The sequence below is a fragment of the Thalassotalea sp. PP2-459 genome (genome assembly GCF_001913705.1).
GTDB lineage: Bacteria > Pseudomonadota > Gammaproteobacteria > Enterobacterales > Alteromonadaceae > Thalassotalea_C > Thalassotalea_C hakodatensis.
The window spans coordinates 19,796-36,129 of sequence record NZ_MKQD01000026.1; the positions used below are offsets into that span (position 1 = coordinate 19,796).

At 38.2% G+C, this 16,334-nt stretch carries 15 protein-coding genes; 8 read left to right on the forward strand and 7 right to left on the reverse strand.

The features are described 5' to 3' along the window. Positions 1–133 precede the first annotated feature (133 nt). Positions 134–481, forward strand: coding sequence for an outer membrane protein assembly factor BamE (locus BI291_RS04910; RefSeq protein WP_074496638.1), 348 nt, complete (start codon positions 134–136; stop codon positions 479–481). A 76-nt stretch (positions 482–557) separates the two neighbouring features. On the opposite strand, the gene BI291_RS04915 is transcribed toward BI291_RS04910, so the two are convergent. The 3 genes from BI291_RS04915 to BI291_RS18405 form a co-directional block, all read right to left on the reverse strand. Then, positions 558–1,745 carry a mandelate racemase/muconate lactonizing enzyme family protein gene (locus tag BI291_RS04915; RefSeq protein WP_074496639.1) on the reverse strand — a complete coding sequence of 396 codons (1,188 nt, stop codon included), beginning with the start codon at positions 1,743–1,745 and terminating at the stop codon, positions 558–560. A 12-nt stretch (positions 1,746–1,757) separates the two neighbouring features. After that, positions 1,758–2,528: a class II aldolase/adducin family protein gene (locus tag BI291_RS04920; protein WP_074496640.1), complete on the reverse strand. Its 771-nt coding sequence runs from the start codon at positions 2,526–2,528 to the stop codon at positions 1,758–1,760. A gap of 123 nt (positions 2,529–2,651) precedes the next feature. After that, complete coding sequence (locus tag BI291_RS18405) at positions 2,652–2,825, reverse strand: hypothetical protein (protein ID WP_175573076.1); 174 nt, start codon at positions 2,823–2,825, stop codon at positions 2,652–2,654. 86 nt (positions 2,826–2,911) lie between these two features. Here BI291_RS18405 and BI291_RS04925 point away from each other — a divergent pair, with 86 nt between their 5' ends. The 3 genes from BI291_RS04925 (at position 2,912) to BI291_RS04935 (ending at position 5,450) form a co-directional block, all read left to right on the forward strand. Further along, positions 2,912–4,141 (forward strand): threonine/serine exporter ThrE family protein, encoded by a 1,230-nt coding sequence (locus BI291_RS04925; protein WP_074496641.1) that lies wholly within the window; start codon positions 2,912–2,914, stop codon positions 4,139–4,141. A gap of 10 nt (positions 4,142–4,151) precedes the next feature. Beyond that, entirely contained in the window at positions 4,152–4,763 is a 612-nt protein-coding gene (locus BI291_RS04930) for a TetR/AcrR family transcriptional regulator (protein WP_074496642.1), read from the forward strand. A gap of 69 nt (positions 4,764–4,832) precedes the next feature. Next, positions 4,833–5,450, forward strand: a complete 618-nt coding sequence (locus tag BI291_RS04935) for a PilZ domain-containing protein (RefSeq protein ID WP_074496643.1) — start codon at positions 4,833–4,835, stop codon at positions 5,448–5,450. 35 nt (positions 5,451–5,485) lie between these two features. On the opposite strand, the gene BI291_RS04940 is transcribed toward BI291_RS04935, so the two are convergent. Then, positions 5,486–6,652, reverse strand: coding sequence for a methyl-accepting chemotaxis protein (locus BI291_RS04940; RefSeq protein WP_074496644.1), 1,167 nt, complete (start codon positions 6,650–6,652; stop codon positions 5,486–5,488). A gap of 297 nt (positions 6,653–6,949) precedes the next feature. On the opposite strand from BI291_RS04940, the gene BI291_RS04945 reads away from it, so the two are divergent. Both BI291_RS04945 and BI291_RS04950 read left to right on the forward strand, forming a co-directional pair. Further along, the gene (locus BI291_RS04945) at positions 6,950–7,117 is read left to right on the forward strand and encodes a DUF2897 family protein (protein WP_083601904.1); all 168 of its coding nucleotides are present in this window, start codon (positions 6,950–6,952) and stop codon (positions 7,115–7,117) included. A 557-nt stretch (positions 7,118–7,674) separates the two neighbouring features. Continuing rightward, positions 7,675–10,671: a TonB-dependent receptor gene (locus BI291_RS04950; RefSeq protein WP_074496645.1), complete on the forward strand. Its 2,997-nt coding sequence runs from the start codon at positions 7,675–7,677 to the stop codon at positions 10,669–10,671. Positions 10,672–10,758: 87 nt separating this feature from the next. On the opposite strand, the gene ppiC is transcribed toward BI291_RS04950, so the two are convergent. Then, positions 10,759–11,037: a peptidylprolyl isomerase PpiC gene (gene ppiC / locus BI291_RS04955; RefSeq protein WP_074496646.1), complete on the reverse strand. Its 279-nt coding sequence runs from the start codon at positions 11,035–11,037 to the stop codon at positions 10,759–10,761. A gap of 291 nt (positions 11,038–11,328) precedes the next feature. On the opposite strand from ppiC, the gene can reads away from it, so the two are divergent. Both can and BI291_RS04965 read left to right on the forward strand, forming a co-directional pair. Beyond that, on the forward strand, positions 11,329–11,940 hold the full coding sequence (can, locus tag BI291_RS04960; RefSeq protein ID WP_074496647.1) for a carbonate dehydratase: 612 nt from the start codon (positions 11,329–11,331) through the stop codon (positions 11,938–11,940). A gap of 185 nt (positions 11,941–12,125) precedes the next feature. Further along, on the forward strand, positions 12,126–12,815 hold the full coding sequence (locus BI291_RS04965; RefSeq protein ID WP_074496648.1) for a PilZ domain-containing protein: 690 nt from the start codon (positions 12,126–12,128) through the stop codon (positions 12,813–12,815). 94 nt (positions 12,816–12,909) lie between these two features. On the opposite strand, the gene hppD is transcribed toward BI291_RS04965, so the two are convergent. Together hppD and BI291_RS04975 are read right to left on the reverse strand one after the other, a co-directional pair. Further along, on the reverse strand, positions 12,910–13,953 hold the full coding sequence (gene hppD / locus BI291_RS04970) for a 4-hydroxyphenylpyruvate dioxygenase (RefSeq protein WP_074496649.1): 1,044 nt from the start codon (positions 13,951–13,953) through the stop codon (positions 12,910–12,912). 281 nt (positions 13,954–14,234) lie between these two features. Continuing rightward, positions 14,235–15,992 (reverse strand): DEAD/DEAH box helicase, encoded by a 1,758-nt coding sequence (locus tag BI291_RS04975; protein ID WP_074496650.1) that lies wholly within the window; start codon positions 15,990–15,992, stop codon positions 14,235–14,237. Between the last annotated feature and the right edge of the window lie 342 nt (positions 15,993–16,334).

Consider the following 16,334-nt stretch of genomic DNA (forward strand, 5'->3'; position numbering starts at 1 on the left):
CTTGCTTAATATTGATGAATCGCACTCATTAATGAATAATACCAATTGATATAAATAGCTAAAAAAGTTTTGTATCTAAAGGCTGGCTTCGTTATTATCCCCATTCACAAATAAAAGGGTTACTTATTACATCATGTTGTTTCGAATTTTAACGTTAATTGCTTTATTAGGGTTGTCCGCTTGTACAGGTTGGATTTATCGCATAGATATGCCTCAAGGTAATTTTCTTGAACAAAAAGATATTGATAAATTGCAATTAGGTATGACTAAAGAGCAAGTAAAATTTGTACTAGGTACACCTGTAGTAACAGATTCGTTCGATAATAATGTTTGGCATTATGTATATCGCTTTAAGTCAGGTAGAAGTGAGTCTTTAAATAAAGATAGAAAATTCATCGTCACATTTGAAGAAAATAAATTAAAAACGGCAAGCGGTGATTTTGAATTACCTGAAAGTTTTTATACCCCTATCGTTAATTAATACCAACTAATATTAAAAAACCGATATTCGCTATGAGTAAGCGAATATCGGTTTTTTTGTGATTAATAATGAGGTATTAAGCTTTTAACGCATTCACAGTCACGTTAGGTGAACGTTTTACTATTTGATCATTAAGCTCAATACCAATACCTGGCGCTTCTGATACCTTAAAGATACCGTTTTTAGGCTGTGGATCTTGTATGCATAATTCACGATTCCAATGCTTAATCGCGTAGGTATGATGCTCATGAATTAAAAAATTAGGGATCGCCGTTTCCAAGTGCAAAGATGCCGCCGTAGCTACTGGCCCACCACAAACATGTGCTTGTATACGAATATCGTAAGTGTCAGCATAATCACACACTTTCTTTGCTTCGGTAAAACCACCACATAAACCTACATCAGGTTGTAATACATCAATGCTTTGATCTTCAAAGTATGGGCGTACATCCCAACGATGATATAATCGCTCCCCGCCTGCTATTGGTACGTTGACTCGATCAGAAACCTTTTTATGTACTTTAGTATTAAGATAATTCACGGGTTCTTCATACATCATACAGCCCACTTCTTCAACAATCTTCCCCATTTGAATAGCTGATGCAGCTCCCATAAGTGAATGAGATTCAAAAATAATATCAACATCATCACCCACTGCATTTCTGATCGCACGTAAACGATCACCAAATAACCGCATTTGAGGAGCCGTAAATAACTTGGTTCGATCAAAAGAAGAGCTACCATCTTGGTTATAAACAATGGGGTCAACTTTCACCGCATCATAACCTTCTGCCACTGCTTTTAAAGCGGCTTCGGCATACTCAGCAGGCTCGATTAACTTCTTACATTCTTTGTCCCAATCAAACTGTAACTGACTTGCATACGTGCGTAATTCATCATTCACCTTTCCGCCGAGTAATTGATAAACTGGCAATTTTAACGCCTTACCTTTGATATCCCATAACGCAGTATCAATAGCACTCATCGCAGAATAAAGCACAGGACCACCGCCAAGCCCCCAAAAACTTTCTCTTAACATTTTTGTCCACAGCAGTTCAGTACTAAAAGGGTCGAAGCCGATTAATACCGCTTCGGATATTTCTTTAATCATAGCTGCCGCTGCGCTATGGCCCCAATCATATGCTAACCCTGCTTCACCCACACCAGTAATACCTTCGTCAGTATGAACTCTCACAAAAACAGGGTTCCAAGGTGGTCTTTCAGGGCATTCAATATCAAAAATTTCTACATGTGTTATTTTCATTTTATTCTCTTATTAACTTGCGAAAGTTGGATCTAAGCGATAGATACGCCTTAACATGGCTGGCCACGATTTTTGACCGCCGGTTAGGCCTGTATGCACGATATTAGCTTGTGCTTTGATCCCATCCACTATGCTTTTATCCACTAAAATAGGCTTCATGCCGGTACTCATTATTTGTAATTGTACTTGGCATGCTCTTGTTAAATCGTACATATGCATAAAAGCATCGCCAATTGTGCGACCAAGCGTTAAAGCGCCATGGTTCCTTAACAGCATAAAATTAGCGCTACCTAAATTATCTTGTAAACGTTTCTTTTCATCGGCGTTTACCGCAAGTCCTTCATAATCATGATAACTGATAGAGGCAAGCGCAAACATTGCATACTGACTCAGCGGTAATAAACCTTCTTGTAAACTTGCTACCGCAATTGTTTCATTGGTATGAAGATGAAAAACGCATTGTTCTTCATGCCGTGCTTGATGTACAGCACTATGAATTGTGAAACCCGCAGGATTAATTTCGAACGGACAATTTTGGTCTACAATATTGCCGTTAATATCAATTTTTACCAGGTTAGACGCGGTAATTTCTTCAAACGCTAATCCAAACGCGTTAATCAGCAAGTGTTCAGAACCAGGAATTCGAGCCGAAATGTGGGTATAAATAAGATCATCCCAGCCATGTAACGCAACAAGTCGATAACAAGCCGCCAAATCTATACGGGTTTGCCACTCTTGCGGCGATACTTTATTTTTTAAATCAAGTTGTGGCACATCAAACATTTGGTGTCCTTAAAGCGAGACGATAGCAAAATAGTTTCACAGAAACTGCCCGTCGTTTTTAGGGTAATTGTAGAGAAAGGTTTTATTGAGTTAAAGCAAACTATCAGCTTAAATACTCATAACTTAGACCATCATTTTAATGATGGCAGCAATAATCAGAACAAAAACCAGAATGCGAAGCCACTTACTGTAACTTGCCTGCTGCTGGTCATCCATGGGTTTACCGTATTTTTCGCCAAATATCACCATTAAGGCAACACCACCAAATACGCAAGCTAAAATAATTAATAATGTCATAATGAAAATTACTTGTTTTAGAAAAGTAAAACATAACATAAAATATCAAATAGTTAACGGCAATAACTTCGCTGCGGATCAAATTTATGAGCAACCTTGATGAGTTTCACCAAAAAAGACGATTTATTATTCGCTTGGGTAAAGCATTACATAAATTTGGTACCCCCGCTTACCGCTTAGAAGCTCACTTACAAAGCGTCTCACAATTTTTAGGGTTATATGCCAGCTTTATTGTTACTCCAACATCGTTAACTTTTATTCTTTCTGATGACGAAGAAAATCAAGAATATAATCACTTAGTGCGAGTAAATCCTGGCGATTTAGATTTAGGCGCCTTGGCGCGTACCGATGAGTTAGTGGATGAATTAAGTTCTGGTCAGCGAACATTAACTGATGCAATCGAACGGTTAGACGAAATTGTTAATAAACCCAACCCTTATGGAAAAGTGCTGACTTTTTTCGCGTTCGGCGCATCTAGCGGGGCATTCGCCATGCTAATGCATACTAGTTGGAATGATGTTTTTTGGTCGACAATTCTCGGCCTATTCGTTTGCTTAATTGTCTTTTGGGCGGAAAAATCTAAGCGTGTTACTGATATGCTAGAGCCAATATCTGCGTTACTTTGCGCATTATTCGCTTCATTGATTACCAATTACGATCCAAGTATTAACGCCCCTTTAGTCATTCTTTCTGCGGTTATCGCGCTAATCCCCGGTTTAGCACTAACGTTAGGCTTATCTGAACTTGCTGCACGTAATTTAATCTCAGGCACAGCACGAGTTATGGATGCCATTATGGTTATGTTCAAATTGTATTTCGGCGCTGTACTAGGGATGGCCCTTGGCAATAAGTTATGGGGTGTTGCTGACTATATTGAACCCTTAACACTTCCCGATTGGACCTCTTGGGCTTCAGTTACTGTGTTATCAATTAGCCTTGTTATTTTATTTAAAGCACGTAAGAAAGATGCGCCATGGGGCATACTCTCAGGCTATATCGCTTTTAGTGCTAGCCTTTGGGGGGCTAGTTATTTAGGTGTTGCATTGGGCGCATTTGTCGGAGCCTTCGCATTGGGCATTTATAGTAACCTGTTCTCACGTATTATGAATTTACCTTCCAGCCTAGTAAAAATTCTCGGCTTAGTTGTACTTGTGCCAGGCAGTAAAGTGTATATGGGCTTAAACATTGCGGTATCAGGTCAAATGATTTTAGCGAATACGTCAGATATTAATTCGCAAGCTTTTCTCATTTTTATGTCACTAGTTGCAGGGTTAATTTTTGCCAATGTGGTGATCCCTCCACGAAAATCTTTGTAGAAGATATAACATGACAAAAACCGTAGAAAAAATGGCGTATCATCACGGTGATCTTTATCAAACCTTACTTGATAACGCCACGAACATGCTGTCTAAAAAGGGAATTGAAGCGCTTTCTTTACGTAAACTCGCAGAGAAATCAGGCGTTTCAAGAACGGCTGCATACCATCATTTTGCTGACAAACATGACTTGCTTTGTGCTATTGCCGCAAAGGGCTTTACACAGTGGCGTTCTATTGCAGACGATATCGCAAATAATAAAAATTCCAAGATTGAAACCCAATATCGTAATTTTGTCTATCGCTACTTAGATTTTGCCACGAGTAATCCTCATTTATATAACCTGATGTTTGGGCATACTATTTGGCAATCTAACAACGTCAGTGAGCAACTTAAAAAAGCTGCTTATCCCACTTTTAGTCAACAGGTTGAGATGGTTAATCATTGGCAAGAGCAACAATTGCTACCAAATGAACATTCATCGTTAAGAATGTCACAAGTTGTTTGGGGAACGTTACATGGTATTGCTAAATTAACAATAGATGGCATATATACTGAACCATCAAGTATCGAACAAATGTGCGAGTGCGCAATTGACTTAATGATAAAACAACATCATTAGTTGCTATTGATTGTGTCCTTTGCTGATTTATTTCATAATTGAATAAAAGCTCCTAATAGTGTGTGTGCGATGACAACAACAAATCAAGATAAACATGACCAATTTAATGAGTTTTTTTCTATTGCTCATAATTTCACCGTTAATGTTACCCCATTAAATGACACACAAGTGACGAGTTATCAGAGTTTTTTAGATGCAATACCTACCCCTTTTCTTATGGCTTCTGAGATATCAAGTTTAGATCAAGCAGCCTTAAAGCCTTTGCAAGCACTCAGTGGTGTTGCGGGTCAACTAATAGATTACTTAAACCATCAGGCACGAAAAATTGATTTATTGATGGATTATATTGTTCAGCAACAAGATGAAAGTAATAAGCGATATCAAGGAGTTAGTTTTGGTGGTGGCGGGTTTACCTTTGTTTGTGATCAACCATTTACCATTGGTACATTCATCGAGGTTAAGCTATTCATCCCAACTGACAATTGCGCCATTTATTGTTACGGAGAAATTATTAATCATACCGCTCAACCTGATAATGAAACGACTTCTACGCAACAAGAATACCAAGTGGTTTACCATTTCATTCGTGATGAAGATAGGGATGCATTAGTGCGAGCAAGTTTACATAAACAAAGTAAAGACTTACAAGCACTTGCGGCAAAAAGAAGACAAAAAGAAGCCGAATAACGTCCGTTAGCTTTAGTTAACATGCAACGTTTGTATTACACGCAAACCCTATTTAACGTGGTATCTACATCTTCCGATGTGGCTTTTTGACGTTCAGCATGCTCTGCAATATTATTTAGTGCACCATGTAACTCTTGGCTTAAGGTTACAACTGTTGCCATATTATCATTAATAGATGCAGTTGCTTGTTGTTGTTCATCAGTGTCTGCCGCTATCTGTGAGGTTAAGTTATTCACTTCTTTAAATACTTCACCCACTTTATTTAAAGCTGCAACCACTTCTTCCGATTGCGTTAGGCTATCTTGAGTAAGCGCTTGCCCTTTGGCAATAGATTGCACCGCATTATTAGATTTTTCTTGTAGACCTTCTACCATTGATTGAATTTCAACGGTTGATTCTTGTGTACGGTGTGCAAGCGCTCTAACTTCGTCAGCGACAACAGCAAAGCCTCTACCTTGTTCACCAGCTCTAGCTGCCTCAATCGCTGCATTTAACGCAAGTAAATTGGTTTGGTCAGCAATGCCACGGATCACATCTAACACTGAACCTATTCGTGCACATTCTTCTTGCAACAATGCTAGGTCATGCGCCATTTCTGTTACTTCTTGGGCAAAATTTGCAATGGTCTTTTGGCTTATTGAAGAAGAGTCCGTTCCATGTTGTAGGGTGGCAAGTACTTCGCTTGTAGTATCACTCACTTGCGCTGCATTTTGTGATAACATCGATGATGTAGACGCGACGTTATCAATCGAATTAGCCATTTGCGTAATTTGGTCACTAGATTGGTCAACAGCAATAACGGCATCACTTATTTGACTGGTTAATAACCCTGCCCCCTCTCTTAATCTTACTGATTCTCGCCTAATCTCAGCAAGTACATCACTTAAGTTATCAATAAAGCCACCAAGATCTTGTGTCATTAACGCTAAATCGTCATTACCCGAATCAACTAGTGGGCCAGATGGTGCTTCATTAACACTAATTACCAAAGCTAAATAACGTTTTAATTTTTCTAAACGACTTCCGACTTGTTGATTAAAAAACCAATAACTAATGGCTACTTGCAATAAACATAATATAAATATTAATGTGATAGCACCAAGTTTAGAAAGCTGCCCTACAAATAATGCTACTGTCATTATTGCTAAAATACCTGCACCAACGATAGGAATAAGCAGTTTAAATTGCAATTTATTCACCATAATCTATCCATCATGTAATTATTTTTATTTTACGTATAACAACAATACACGAGAGCGAATGTGACTCAATAATAGTCGTTATACTAATGACATAACGTTACAGGTAAATTTGACATTTGGCGACTTTTTTAACAACAAAAATACGATAAAAAAACAACATATCTTTCACCATAAACGTGTTATTTTACGGTAAAACTTATGATGAAATCTCAGTGTTTAGCATGCAACAGCAGTTAGAATTACTAGTAAATTAACGTTGTTTAACAGGTTTAAATAAATGTAACAAAGGAAATTCATATGAATATATACAGTTATCTACTCATTTTTTTGTGTTTAGCATTCATCGTTGGCGCAGTGATGGTTATCTTTCAATCAGCACGGAAGTTCAAGTTAACCGATGAGCAACGTAAAAACATCAAAATACGTGAAGCAGAGCAGCGAAAAAAAGACAAACAAGAAGAGTAGTATTCAGCAACGGCAAAACATCGTTTGTAAATATTTTGCGCAAAATCACCACAATAAAAATTCAGTTACAGTTTTGCATATAATTATTGTGATTTTGTACAGTCCACAACAGTTAATATATCTTTACAACTAGCTTTTATTAATATAATTCAATTAATTACAATAAAATCTAAAATAATAAAGATTAAAAAAAGGAAGCTTGAAAGCAGAGTGTTATAAAACGACACATTTTAACCACTTGTTTTTCATTAACTTTATTCGCACCTCAAGTAGATTACAGATTTTTCAGTAGAATTTATGTCAATAAATACATACTTTTTCGTTTAACTCATTAAAAGCCTTTAAAATAAAGTACTTTGATGATTTTGAATTATTTCAAATCATTTCAACTACTTCCAACGTTACCCCCCTCTGTATTGCAGTATCAAAGAAGCACAGCTTACTATCAACACAACGCTAGTAATGAGGCCATATTGAAAGTTTTCATTCATGGCAACAAAACATGACTAGCGCGACATAACAACCAAAAATTAGATGAAAGTCCCAGGGAGTTTAAAATGAAAAAATCTCGATATACTAAGATTTTTACCCGCTCACTTACCGCTATTGCCATTTCTTCAGTAATCGGAATGTCTACGGCTAGTGCAGAAGATATTAGAGGTGTAATTTCAGTTACACAGGGTGTTGCAACAGATATTATCGTAAAAGCTGTTAACGTAGATACAGGAACAACTCGTAGTATTGAATTAGACGATGATGGTAGTTATCGATTAGCAAAATTACCTACAGGTATTTATGAGGTGACCGTTTCTAAAGGTAATCGCGTTTTAGCACTTGAACAAGTACGTGTGTCACTTGGTAAAAATACCATCACCAACTTTGAGGTTGCTGCGCCTAGCAATGACACTGAAGTTATTCAAGTGGTCGCATCTTCCGTTGCTACACTCGATTTAGCGTCGTCTGATTCAGGCCTCATTATCGGAGAGGCAGAAATTGATCGCATGCCAGTCAATCGTAACTTAACATCTGTTGCTTTATTAGCTCCGGGTGTTGTTCAAGGTGATCAATCTTTTGGTGCAAATACTGCTTCATTTGGTGGATCTTCTGTTGCCGAAAATATATGTTATATCAATGGCATGGAAGTAACCAACACACGTAATGGATTAGGTTGTGGTGAACTACCTTTTGAATTTTATAAAGAATTCCAAGTGAAAACCGGCGGCTACTCCGCTCGCTACGGCCGTGCCACTGGTGGTGCCATCAATGCTACAGCGAAAAAAGGTACCAATGAGTGGGAATTTGCAGTCACTGGTACATACTCGCCAGAATCATGGCGAAGTGATGATCGACAAATAGCGCGTTCGAATGGCGGTTCAGGCACCATTTACCGCGATGAAAGCCTTGATGAATTAACCCAAAAAGAAATGACCTTCTCTGTTGGTGGGCCTATCATCAAAGATAAGCTATTTATGTACGCCATTATTAATCCTAAAAGTACTAAACAAAGTTTAACTTTTCAGCCATCATTTTGGGATCATTATTTAGCGAATAATCAATACAGAAAACGCGAATCTTCAGGTGGCGACAATTTATTTTGGGGTGCAACCATTGATTGGGACATTAGTGATAATCACCGATTAAGCTATTTTGGTTATTCAAACAGATCTGACACTCAAGAAACTATTTTTGCCTATAACAATAATGGTGAAGGTGTCGTAGGTAACGAAACAGGTACCCAAATCAGAAAACGCGGAGGCGAAACACACAGCATTAGTTACACCGGTTATATTACTGATGATTTAATTGTCACAGCAATGGCTGGTCGTATTGAAACAGAGTATGAAACAAGTGCTTCTAATATCGCCTGTTCAACGGTTAATGAGGCTCGCGATAACGTTACAACACCTGCGGTAAGCTGTGGCCCTGGTGGTGCATACGGTGAAAACAACGATACTAACACGCAATATGCGTTAGATCTTGAATATACCATCGGCGATCACACGATAACAGCAGGCATTGAAAGCCAAGAACGCGATACCACACGCTTTAATATTCCAACAGGTCCTGATGGCGGTCACTCTTGGACGTATTATACAGTACAACCAGGCGCTTCAATTCAAGGCAATGATGGTGTTCTATTTACCAATACCAGCGATCAGCCGCAAGACTATGTGCGTGACCGTGTCTTTTCTAATGAAGAAAAAGGTGGTGGCTTTACCAGTGACATAAAAGCTTATTTCATTGAAGATGTTTGGACCCTAAGTGATGATCTCACGCTAACCTTAGGTTTACGTATTGATGACTTCGAAAATACCGGCGTAACGGGTCGTGTTATTAGTTCATTCACGACTGATGTGGCACCTCGTTTAGGTTTTTCATGGGATCCGACAGGTGACGGTGAAAGTAAGCTGTTTGGTACGTTTGGCCAATATTATTTGCCAATAGCTAACAATACTATTTATCGCGCTGCTTCTGGGGTTGATGATAGAACGACTCACTATACTTTTACAGGCGTTGATCCAACAACGGGCGAGCCTATTGGTATAACACCGGTTAATGGCACTAAATCTAATTCAGAAGTCGTTAACTCAACAGCAACGTTCCCAGAAGAAAAAACATTTGTATCAAATAATGCCGAACCATTTTCGAAAATCGAATATATCTTAGGCTATGAAACAATGTTGTCTGATGAATACTCAATGCTAGTTAAAGGTACTTACCGCTATGTTGATTCAGCATTAGATGATTACTGTGGTCAATACTCAAACGCGCACTGTTTAATGATCAACCCAGGAAAAGATGCAATATTCTACACTGATGCTGACGATGATGGCTTAGCTGATACTGACACACCAGTTAAATATGATAATGCGACAACGGTTCAGTTACCAAAAGGTGAAAACAAGTATTACGCACTAGAAACAACCTTAAAATATAAAGTAGAAGACTTCTCATGGACAGCAAGTTATACGTGGTCACACAGTTATGGTAACTTCGAAGGTGCGGTTAAATCAGATAATGGTCAAACAGATGCTGGTGTAACCACTGACTTTGACTTCCCTGCATTAATGGATGGTTCTTACGGTAACTTACCGAATGATCGTCGCCATGTACTTAAGTTCTTCGGTAGTTATAATGTTACTGAACAATTTGTTCTTGGTTGGAATTCAACGTTAGCTAGTGGTCGCCCTCGTGGTATACAAGGTGGTAGCTACTGGAGTACAGATCAAGATCTATACGGAAGCTATGGCGATACTTACTACGTCACACAAGACGATGGCTCTATCACCTATCACCCTCGTGGTAGCAATGGCACAACCCCATGGACATTTAGATTAGATCTTTCAGCAAGTTATACGTTCAATGTCAAAGGCATTGACATGAGAGCTTCATTAGATATTTTCAATGTCTTAGACAATAGCCAACCTGTCAGTATTGTTGATAACTATGAAGGTATTGGCTGGACAGCGGGTGGTCGTAACCAATTTTATGGTGCACCGCTTGACTGGCAAACACCTCGATTTGCGACACTTAACTTTGAAGCACGTTTTTAAAAAATAATTGATGAAAAGTTAATGTAAATGATAAAGCCGCTGAGTAACAACTGAGCGGCTTTTTATCTTGTAATTCTAATGAAGAAATCAACTACGATAAATGGTTTGAATTAAATGATAGCCAAATCGTGTTTTAATGGGTCCATGAATTTTAAGCACTTCTTTTTTAAACACGACATCATCAAACGCTTTAACCATCTGACCTTTCTTAAACTCGCCTAAATCCCCCCCTTTTTTACCAGAAGGACAAGTGGAGAACTTCTTCGCCAGTTGACCAAAGTCAGCGCCTTTGTCAATTTTACTCTTTAGATCATTCGCTTGTTTTTCATTTTTTACCAATATATGACGAGCACATGCCGTTGCCATAACTTACCTTTTCTACCAAGATCAATGACGTTTATTGTAATCGATTTACCCTAATCTGTGCTTAACTTTGCGATATAATTTTTGTTCACATGCAAAATATTCATCACAAAACCCTAGCGTGGACTGCTTAATAGCTAAAAATCACGCAATATGATCCTAATAATAAATCTAACCAATCAGCCCTATAAGAATGAATTATACCCAAATAAGATATTGGTCGGACTTACAATAAAGTCGAAAGTGACATAAAATGTCTATTATTCATTTGTGTAGAGCGATAAGTAGAGCCATATGTCAAACATAGACCACCTTTTTAAAAAAAACCGCGCTTGGGCAGATAAAATTAATCAAGAAGATCCTACGTTTTTCGACACCTTAGCAAAACAGCAAAAACCGGAATACCTTTGGATTGGTTGTTCAGATTCTCGTGTGCCTGCTAATGAGTTACTTGGCATGTTACCCGGAGAAGTATTCGTTCATCGAAATATCGCAAATCAGGTGATCCATACTGATCTTAATTGTTTATCTGTCATTCAGTTTGCCGTTGATTACTTAAAAGTAAAACACATAATTGTCTGTGGTCACTATGGTTGTGGCGGTGTGTTAGCATCAATGGATAAAGACAGCTACGGTCTGATTGATAATTGGTTACGCCACATTGAAGACGTACACCGCTTTCATCAAGAAAAGTTGGATGCAATTACTGATCACACCGAGAAGTTTAATACCTTATGCGAACTTAATGTCATTGAACAAGTGGCAAATGTGTGTAATACCACGATCGTACGCAATGCTTGGGAGTCAGGGCAACAACTGACTATACATGGTTTTGTTTACAATTTAGCTGACGGTATTTTAAAAGATTTACACGTATCTTCTGGTGCAGAAAAGCTACCAAAGTAAAACGTATATTTGACTAAACCGGCAACTCGCCGGTTTTTTTATCTTTTAATTTTGTCCTATTGTCGCCTAGTTATACCTAACTTTTTATTATTAAGGATTGTCATTATTTTTAACCTTGTTTATATTGGTTAAAAAAATAACAACATGTACAAGTCGTTTAATGTACATGAAATTAAGGATGATTAATGGCAGATTTAGCAGTAAGCCCCCTACCTGTTGAGGAAGAAGAATCAAATAACTTTTTCGAATTATTACCTGGTAAAGTCCTCGATTTTCAAGTAAACCACCCTGTGCAAGTTAGATTAAGGCTTCCGCTAATCGGGTACGAAACGGGTAAATATATCATGCTAAAGTATCCATCAACTTCTGATAACTTTAATGATGTATTAATTGGAGGCAATGTTGCCATTATTCGCTATTTACTAGAAGGCGACAAAGGATGCTGCTTTGCTTTTAAAGCAACGATTCGCAACATCACACAGTCTCCAGAAAAGCTGATTTTTCTTAACTACCCCAAAAAGATTGAAAATCGTCAACTAAGAGCTCATCAACGAATAACTACACATTTACCTGCGGCAATATCATTAAATGCCCCCGATCAAAGTAATATCGAGTTAAATGGCATCATTGTAGATTTATCACTGAAAGGATGCGGGTTCACCTTTAAAGCAAGTAGTGACATTGTCAATGTTAAGCAACGTGATATTTTTGTATGCGTTACCCACTACGCGACTGGAGAAATGCGCATACCAGCAAGAGTGTGCAATAGTCGCAATGAAAAGGGTCGAGTCAATGTTGGTATTCAATTTAATGAAGGTGATCAACAAGTAGCAACATTACTAGAACAGTTATTTATTGATACCAGCATTTTGTGATTACGGATAGTAAAACAAAAAAATCCAGTAGTTCAACTACTGGATTTTTCATCATATATCACTACGTAATATTGCTAGTAAATTGTGTTAATACCTACAATACACCACGTTCCATTTGATTTAATTCAATAGACTTAAACAGCGCAGTAAAGTTACCTTCACCAAATCCTTTGTCATCAACTCGTTGGATCATTTCAATGAATATAGGTCCAAATATATTCTTAGTAAAAATTTGCAACAAATATGAATTTTCTTGTTGGCTATCCACTAAAATTTGGTGTTCACGAATACGATCTTTATCTTCTTTCACCCAAGGAATACGGTCAAAAACATCATCATAATATTCTGGCACAATGTTTAATGTGTCGATAATAGATTTATCAATCTTATCTAGCGAGCCAACTAAATCGTCAGTAATAAATGCTAGATGCTGTACACCTGGTCCATCATATTCATCTAAGTATTCATCAATTTGGTTATTGCTTGTACCCTTACCTTCATTAATCGGAATAGAAAAGTTACCGCAAGGTGATTGTAATGCATATGAAACAAGCGCAGATTTTTCACCCTTAATGTCAAAATAACGTACTTCTGTAAAGCCAAATACGTCTTTATAAAAGTTTGCCCAATGTTCCATTGTACCTTGGTAGACATTGTTAGTGAGGTGATCAACTGCTTTAAAACCTTTGTCTTCTACTTCAACAGGGTTGTCTAATGGTTCGAAGTCATCTTGGTAAATTGAACCTTTATCGCCAAATTTATCAATAAAGTAAATTAAGCTATCACCGATACCATAAATGGCAGGATACGCCAGTTTATTTGCTTCTTCTTGAGCCGACTTAGCACCACGCGCAATCGCTTGTTCAAAGGCAAATTCAGCATCTTCTACTCGCCACCCCATTGAACAAATAGCAGGGCCATGTGCTTTAGCAAACTCACGCGAAAAGCCTTTTTGCTCGTTGTTTAATAAAAAATGAATATCATTTTGGTTGAAGTATTCAATGTCGCGACCTTTAAATTTTTTCGTTTTCGAAAAACCAAAGCCATAAAAAGCTTTTTCCATAAAATCAGAATCGGGCGTTGCATATTCGGTAAACTCTATACCACAAAGTTTTAAAGGGTTTGCTGCGTCAGTCATAAGTTATCTCTCATTGATTTCTTGACGCTATTATTACGAGTAAAAATCTTCAGTAAAAGTGGGCAGAGATCAAGACTTTTGCATGTAACGTAAATGAATTTGTACGACAAGATTACTAAAGTTTAAAGCAACTGAAAGCTAGCCCAGACAGGCCGTACAAACGAACTGTAAACAATTTAATACAGGTGTTAGATTTGCCAGTTTTACCTTGATGAATACCGAATAAAAATGGCGTTAATTTAGACGAAAAAAAAGCGCCTATTTGGCGCTTTCTTCAATAATTATGAAACCCGAGCTGGTTTCCGTGGTCTATCATTTCGTCTTTTAGGCTTATCTGTTACAACAGGTGCTTGTGACACAGAAATCTCTAATGCTTGACGACGTACACGTACGCGTTTCAATTGATTAAAGGCTTTCTCTGGCATCCCTTTTGGTAATTGAACAAACGTATGACGATCATGTAAGTTGATCTGACCAATATAACCACTGTCTAGTGCTATTTCATTGGCAATAGCGCCAACAATATCACCAGGCTTGGCACCATGCTCTTTGCCAACTTCTAAACGGTAAGTTTGCCAATCCACATCATTTCGTGCCACTTTTGAGCGACGAGGGCGTTCTCTTTCACCACGATTATCTCTGCTATCACGACCTCTTCCATCACGAGAACGATTGTTATCTCTATCACGAGCTTCACGGCGAGGCTTAGGATCTTCTTTAGGGCGAAGTGGTTGTTTAACTTGTTTCAAGAACAATAAAGCGGCTGCGATATCTGTCATTGAGAGTTCAGTGTCATTTGCCATCCCTTCAATAATTTCACGCATGTCAGCAATATCTTTTTGCTCAAGCAAATTTTTCAATTCCGTTTGCGTACGTGCAATACGTGCTTTACCAATTTCATGAATACTTGGCAATTCAAACGCACTAATTGTACCTGAGGTTAAACGTTCGTATTGACGTAATAAATACATTTCACGTGGTCTTACGAATGAAATTGCAGTACCTGTTCTACCTGCACGGCCTGTTCGACCAATACGGTGAACGTACGATTCGGTATCACCCGGTAAATCATAGTTAATTACCGTAGAAATACGCGGGATATCTAAACCGCGGGCAACTACGTCTGTTGCAATTAAAATTGACGCTTTAGATGATTTAATTTGATCTACAGCGCGTTCACGTTGTGCTTGGTTCATGTCACCATTTAAGGCAAGTGCTGGGTAACCAGCTCTTTCTAATTTTTCAGCAACTTCAACCGTATCACTTCGCGTACGTACGAAAATAATCATCGCATCATAATCAATGGTTTCAGCAATGCGTTCTAAAGCAGTCATCTTATTGATACCACTTACTTTCCATGCAAGTTGTTCAATATTCGCTTTTGCCTTTTTTTCTGCTGCTATTTTTACATGCACAGGATCGGTTAAGAAGCGATTCGCGACCTTACGAATTTGTGCAGGCATAGTGGCAGAAAATAATGCCATTTGCGTTTTTTCAGGTAAATGTTCAAGGATCCACTCAATGTCTTCTAAAAAGCCCATGTTTAGCATTTCATCGGCTTCATCAAGTACACATACTTTAAGATCAGCAAGTTTTAAACTTTTACGACGTAAATGATCCATTAAACGTCCAGGTGTACCTACCACAACTTGAGCACCACGCTCCAGTTGTTGAAACTGTGGTCCATATGATTGACCACCGTATAAAGTAGCTACTTTTAAACCTTTGATATTTTTTGCGAAGGTTTCAATCGCTTCTGCAACTTGAATAGCAAGTTCACGCGTTGGTGCCAATACAAGCATTTGAGGCTTACGTATTGACGTATCAATTTTAGTTAACGCTGGTAAACTGAATGCAGCTGTTTTACCTGTACCTGTTTGTGCTTCACCTAGTACATCAAACCCTTCCAATAATGACGGAATTGTTTTCGCTTGTATCGGTGTTGCTTGGTCAAAACCAAGTGAAGTAACAGCAGAAAGGATATTTTCAGGCAAGCCTAGGCTAGCAAAGCCGGTAACGGCATTGTCGGTATTTAACATATATTTTGTCTTCCCATGGTAAAGCATCTTGTAAACTAACAAGCTTTACGCGATATAAAGAGGAAACCACCAGGAAGACTTTACAAATAGAGGTAGCACGTCAGTGCAGTACAGATCAAGTCTATTGGGATCGCCCCACTTCAAGATTCTTGCTAAAGCATCCGAGCCCTAACAACGAGGCGCGCATTATACAGAATATAACAAAACAAACAAGTAATAAGTGCATAATTTGACCATACAGTTAACTAGTTATACCAATTCGCATAAATATTCGGTCATTCAGCGAGAATTAAACGCTTTAGAGGCACGGCGTTGATTGCAGAGAATGGTTATTCAGGAGAA

What these genes read in the sequence shown, in the direction of transcription:
- BI291_RS04910 (WP_074496638.1), top strand. Translation starts at nt 134, where the DNA reads ATGTTGTTTCGAATTTTAACGTTAATTGCTTTATTAGGGTTGTCCGCT.
- BI291_RS04915 (WP_074496639.1), bottom strand. Translation starts at nt 1,745, where the DNA reads ATGAAAATAACACATGTAGAAATTTTTGATATTGAATGCCCTGAAAGA.
- BI291_RS04920 (WP_074496640.1), bottom strand. Translation starts at nt 2,528, where the DNA reads ATGTTTGATGTGCCACAACTTGATTTAAAAAATAAAGTATCGCCGCAA.
- BI291_RS18405 (WP_175573076.1), bottom strand. Translation starts at nt 2,825, where the DNA reads ATGACATTATTAATTATTTTAGCTTGCGTATTTGGTGGTGTTGCCTTA.
- BI291_RS04925 (WP_074496641.1), top strand. Translation starts at nt 2,912, where the DNA reads ATGAGCAACCTTGATGAGTTTCACCAAAAAAGACGATTTATTATTCGC.
- BI291_RS04930 (WP_074496642.1), top strand. Translation starts at nt 4,152, where the DNA reads ATGACAAAAACCGTAGAAAAAATGGCGTATCATCACGGTGATCTTTAT.
- BI291_RS04935 (WP_074496643.1), top strand. Translation starts at nt 4,833, where the DNA reads ATGACAACAACAAATCAAGATAAACATGACCAATTTAATGAGTTTTTT.
- BI291_RS04940 (WP_074496644.1), bottom strand. Translation starts at nt 6,652, where the DNA reads ATGGTGAATAAATTGCAATTTAAACTGCTTATTCCTATCGTTGGTGCA.
- BI291_RS04945 (WP_083601904.1), top strand. Translation starts at nt 6,950, where the DNA reads ATGAATATATACAGTTATCTACTCATTTTTTTGTGTTTAGCATTCATC.
- BI291_RS04950 (WP_074496645.1), top strand. Translation starts at nt 7,675, where the DNA reads ATGAAAAAATCTCGATATACTAAGATTTTTACCCGCTCACTTACCGCT.
- ppiC (WP_074496646.1), bottom strand. Translation starts at nt 11,037, where the DNA reads ATGGCAACGGCATGTGCTCGTCATATATTGGTAAAAAATGAAAAACAA.
- can (WP_074496647.1), top strand. Translation starts at nt 11,329, where the DNA reads ATGTCAAACATAGACCACCTTTTTAAAAAAAACCGCGCTTGGGCAGAT.
- BI291_RS04965 (WP_074496648.1), top strand. Translation starts at nt 12,126, where the DNA reads ATGGCAGATTTAGCAGTAAGCCCCCTACCTGTTGAGGAAGAAGAATCA.
- hppD (WP_074496649.1), bottom strand. Translation starts at nt 13,953, where the DNA reads ATGACTGACGCAGCAAACCCTTTAAAACTTTGTGGTATAGAGTTTACC.
- BI291_RS04975 (WP_074496650.1), bottom strand. Translation starts at nt 15,992, where the DNA reads ATGTTAAATACCGACAATGCCGTTACCGGCTTTGCTAGCCTAGGCTTG.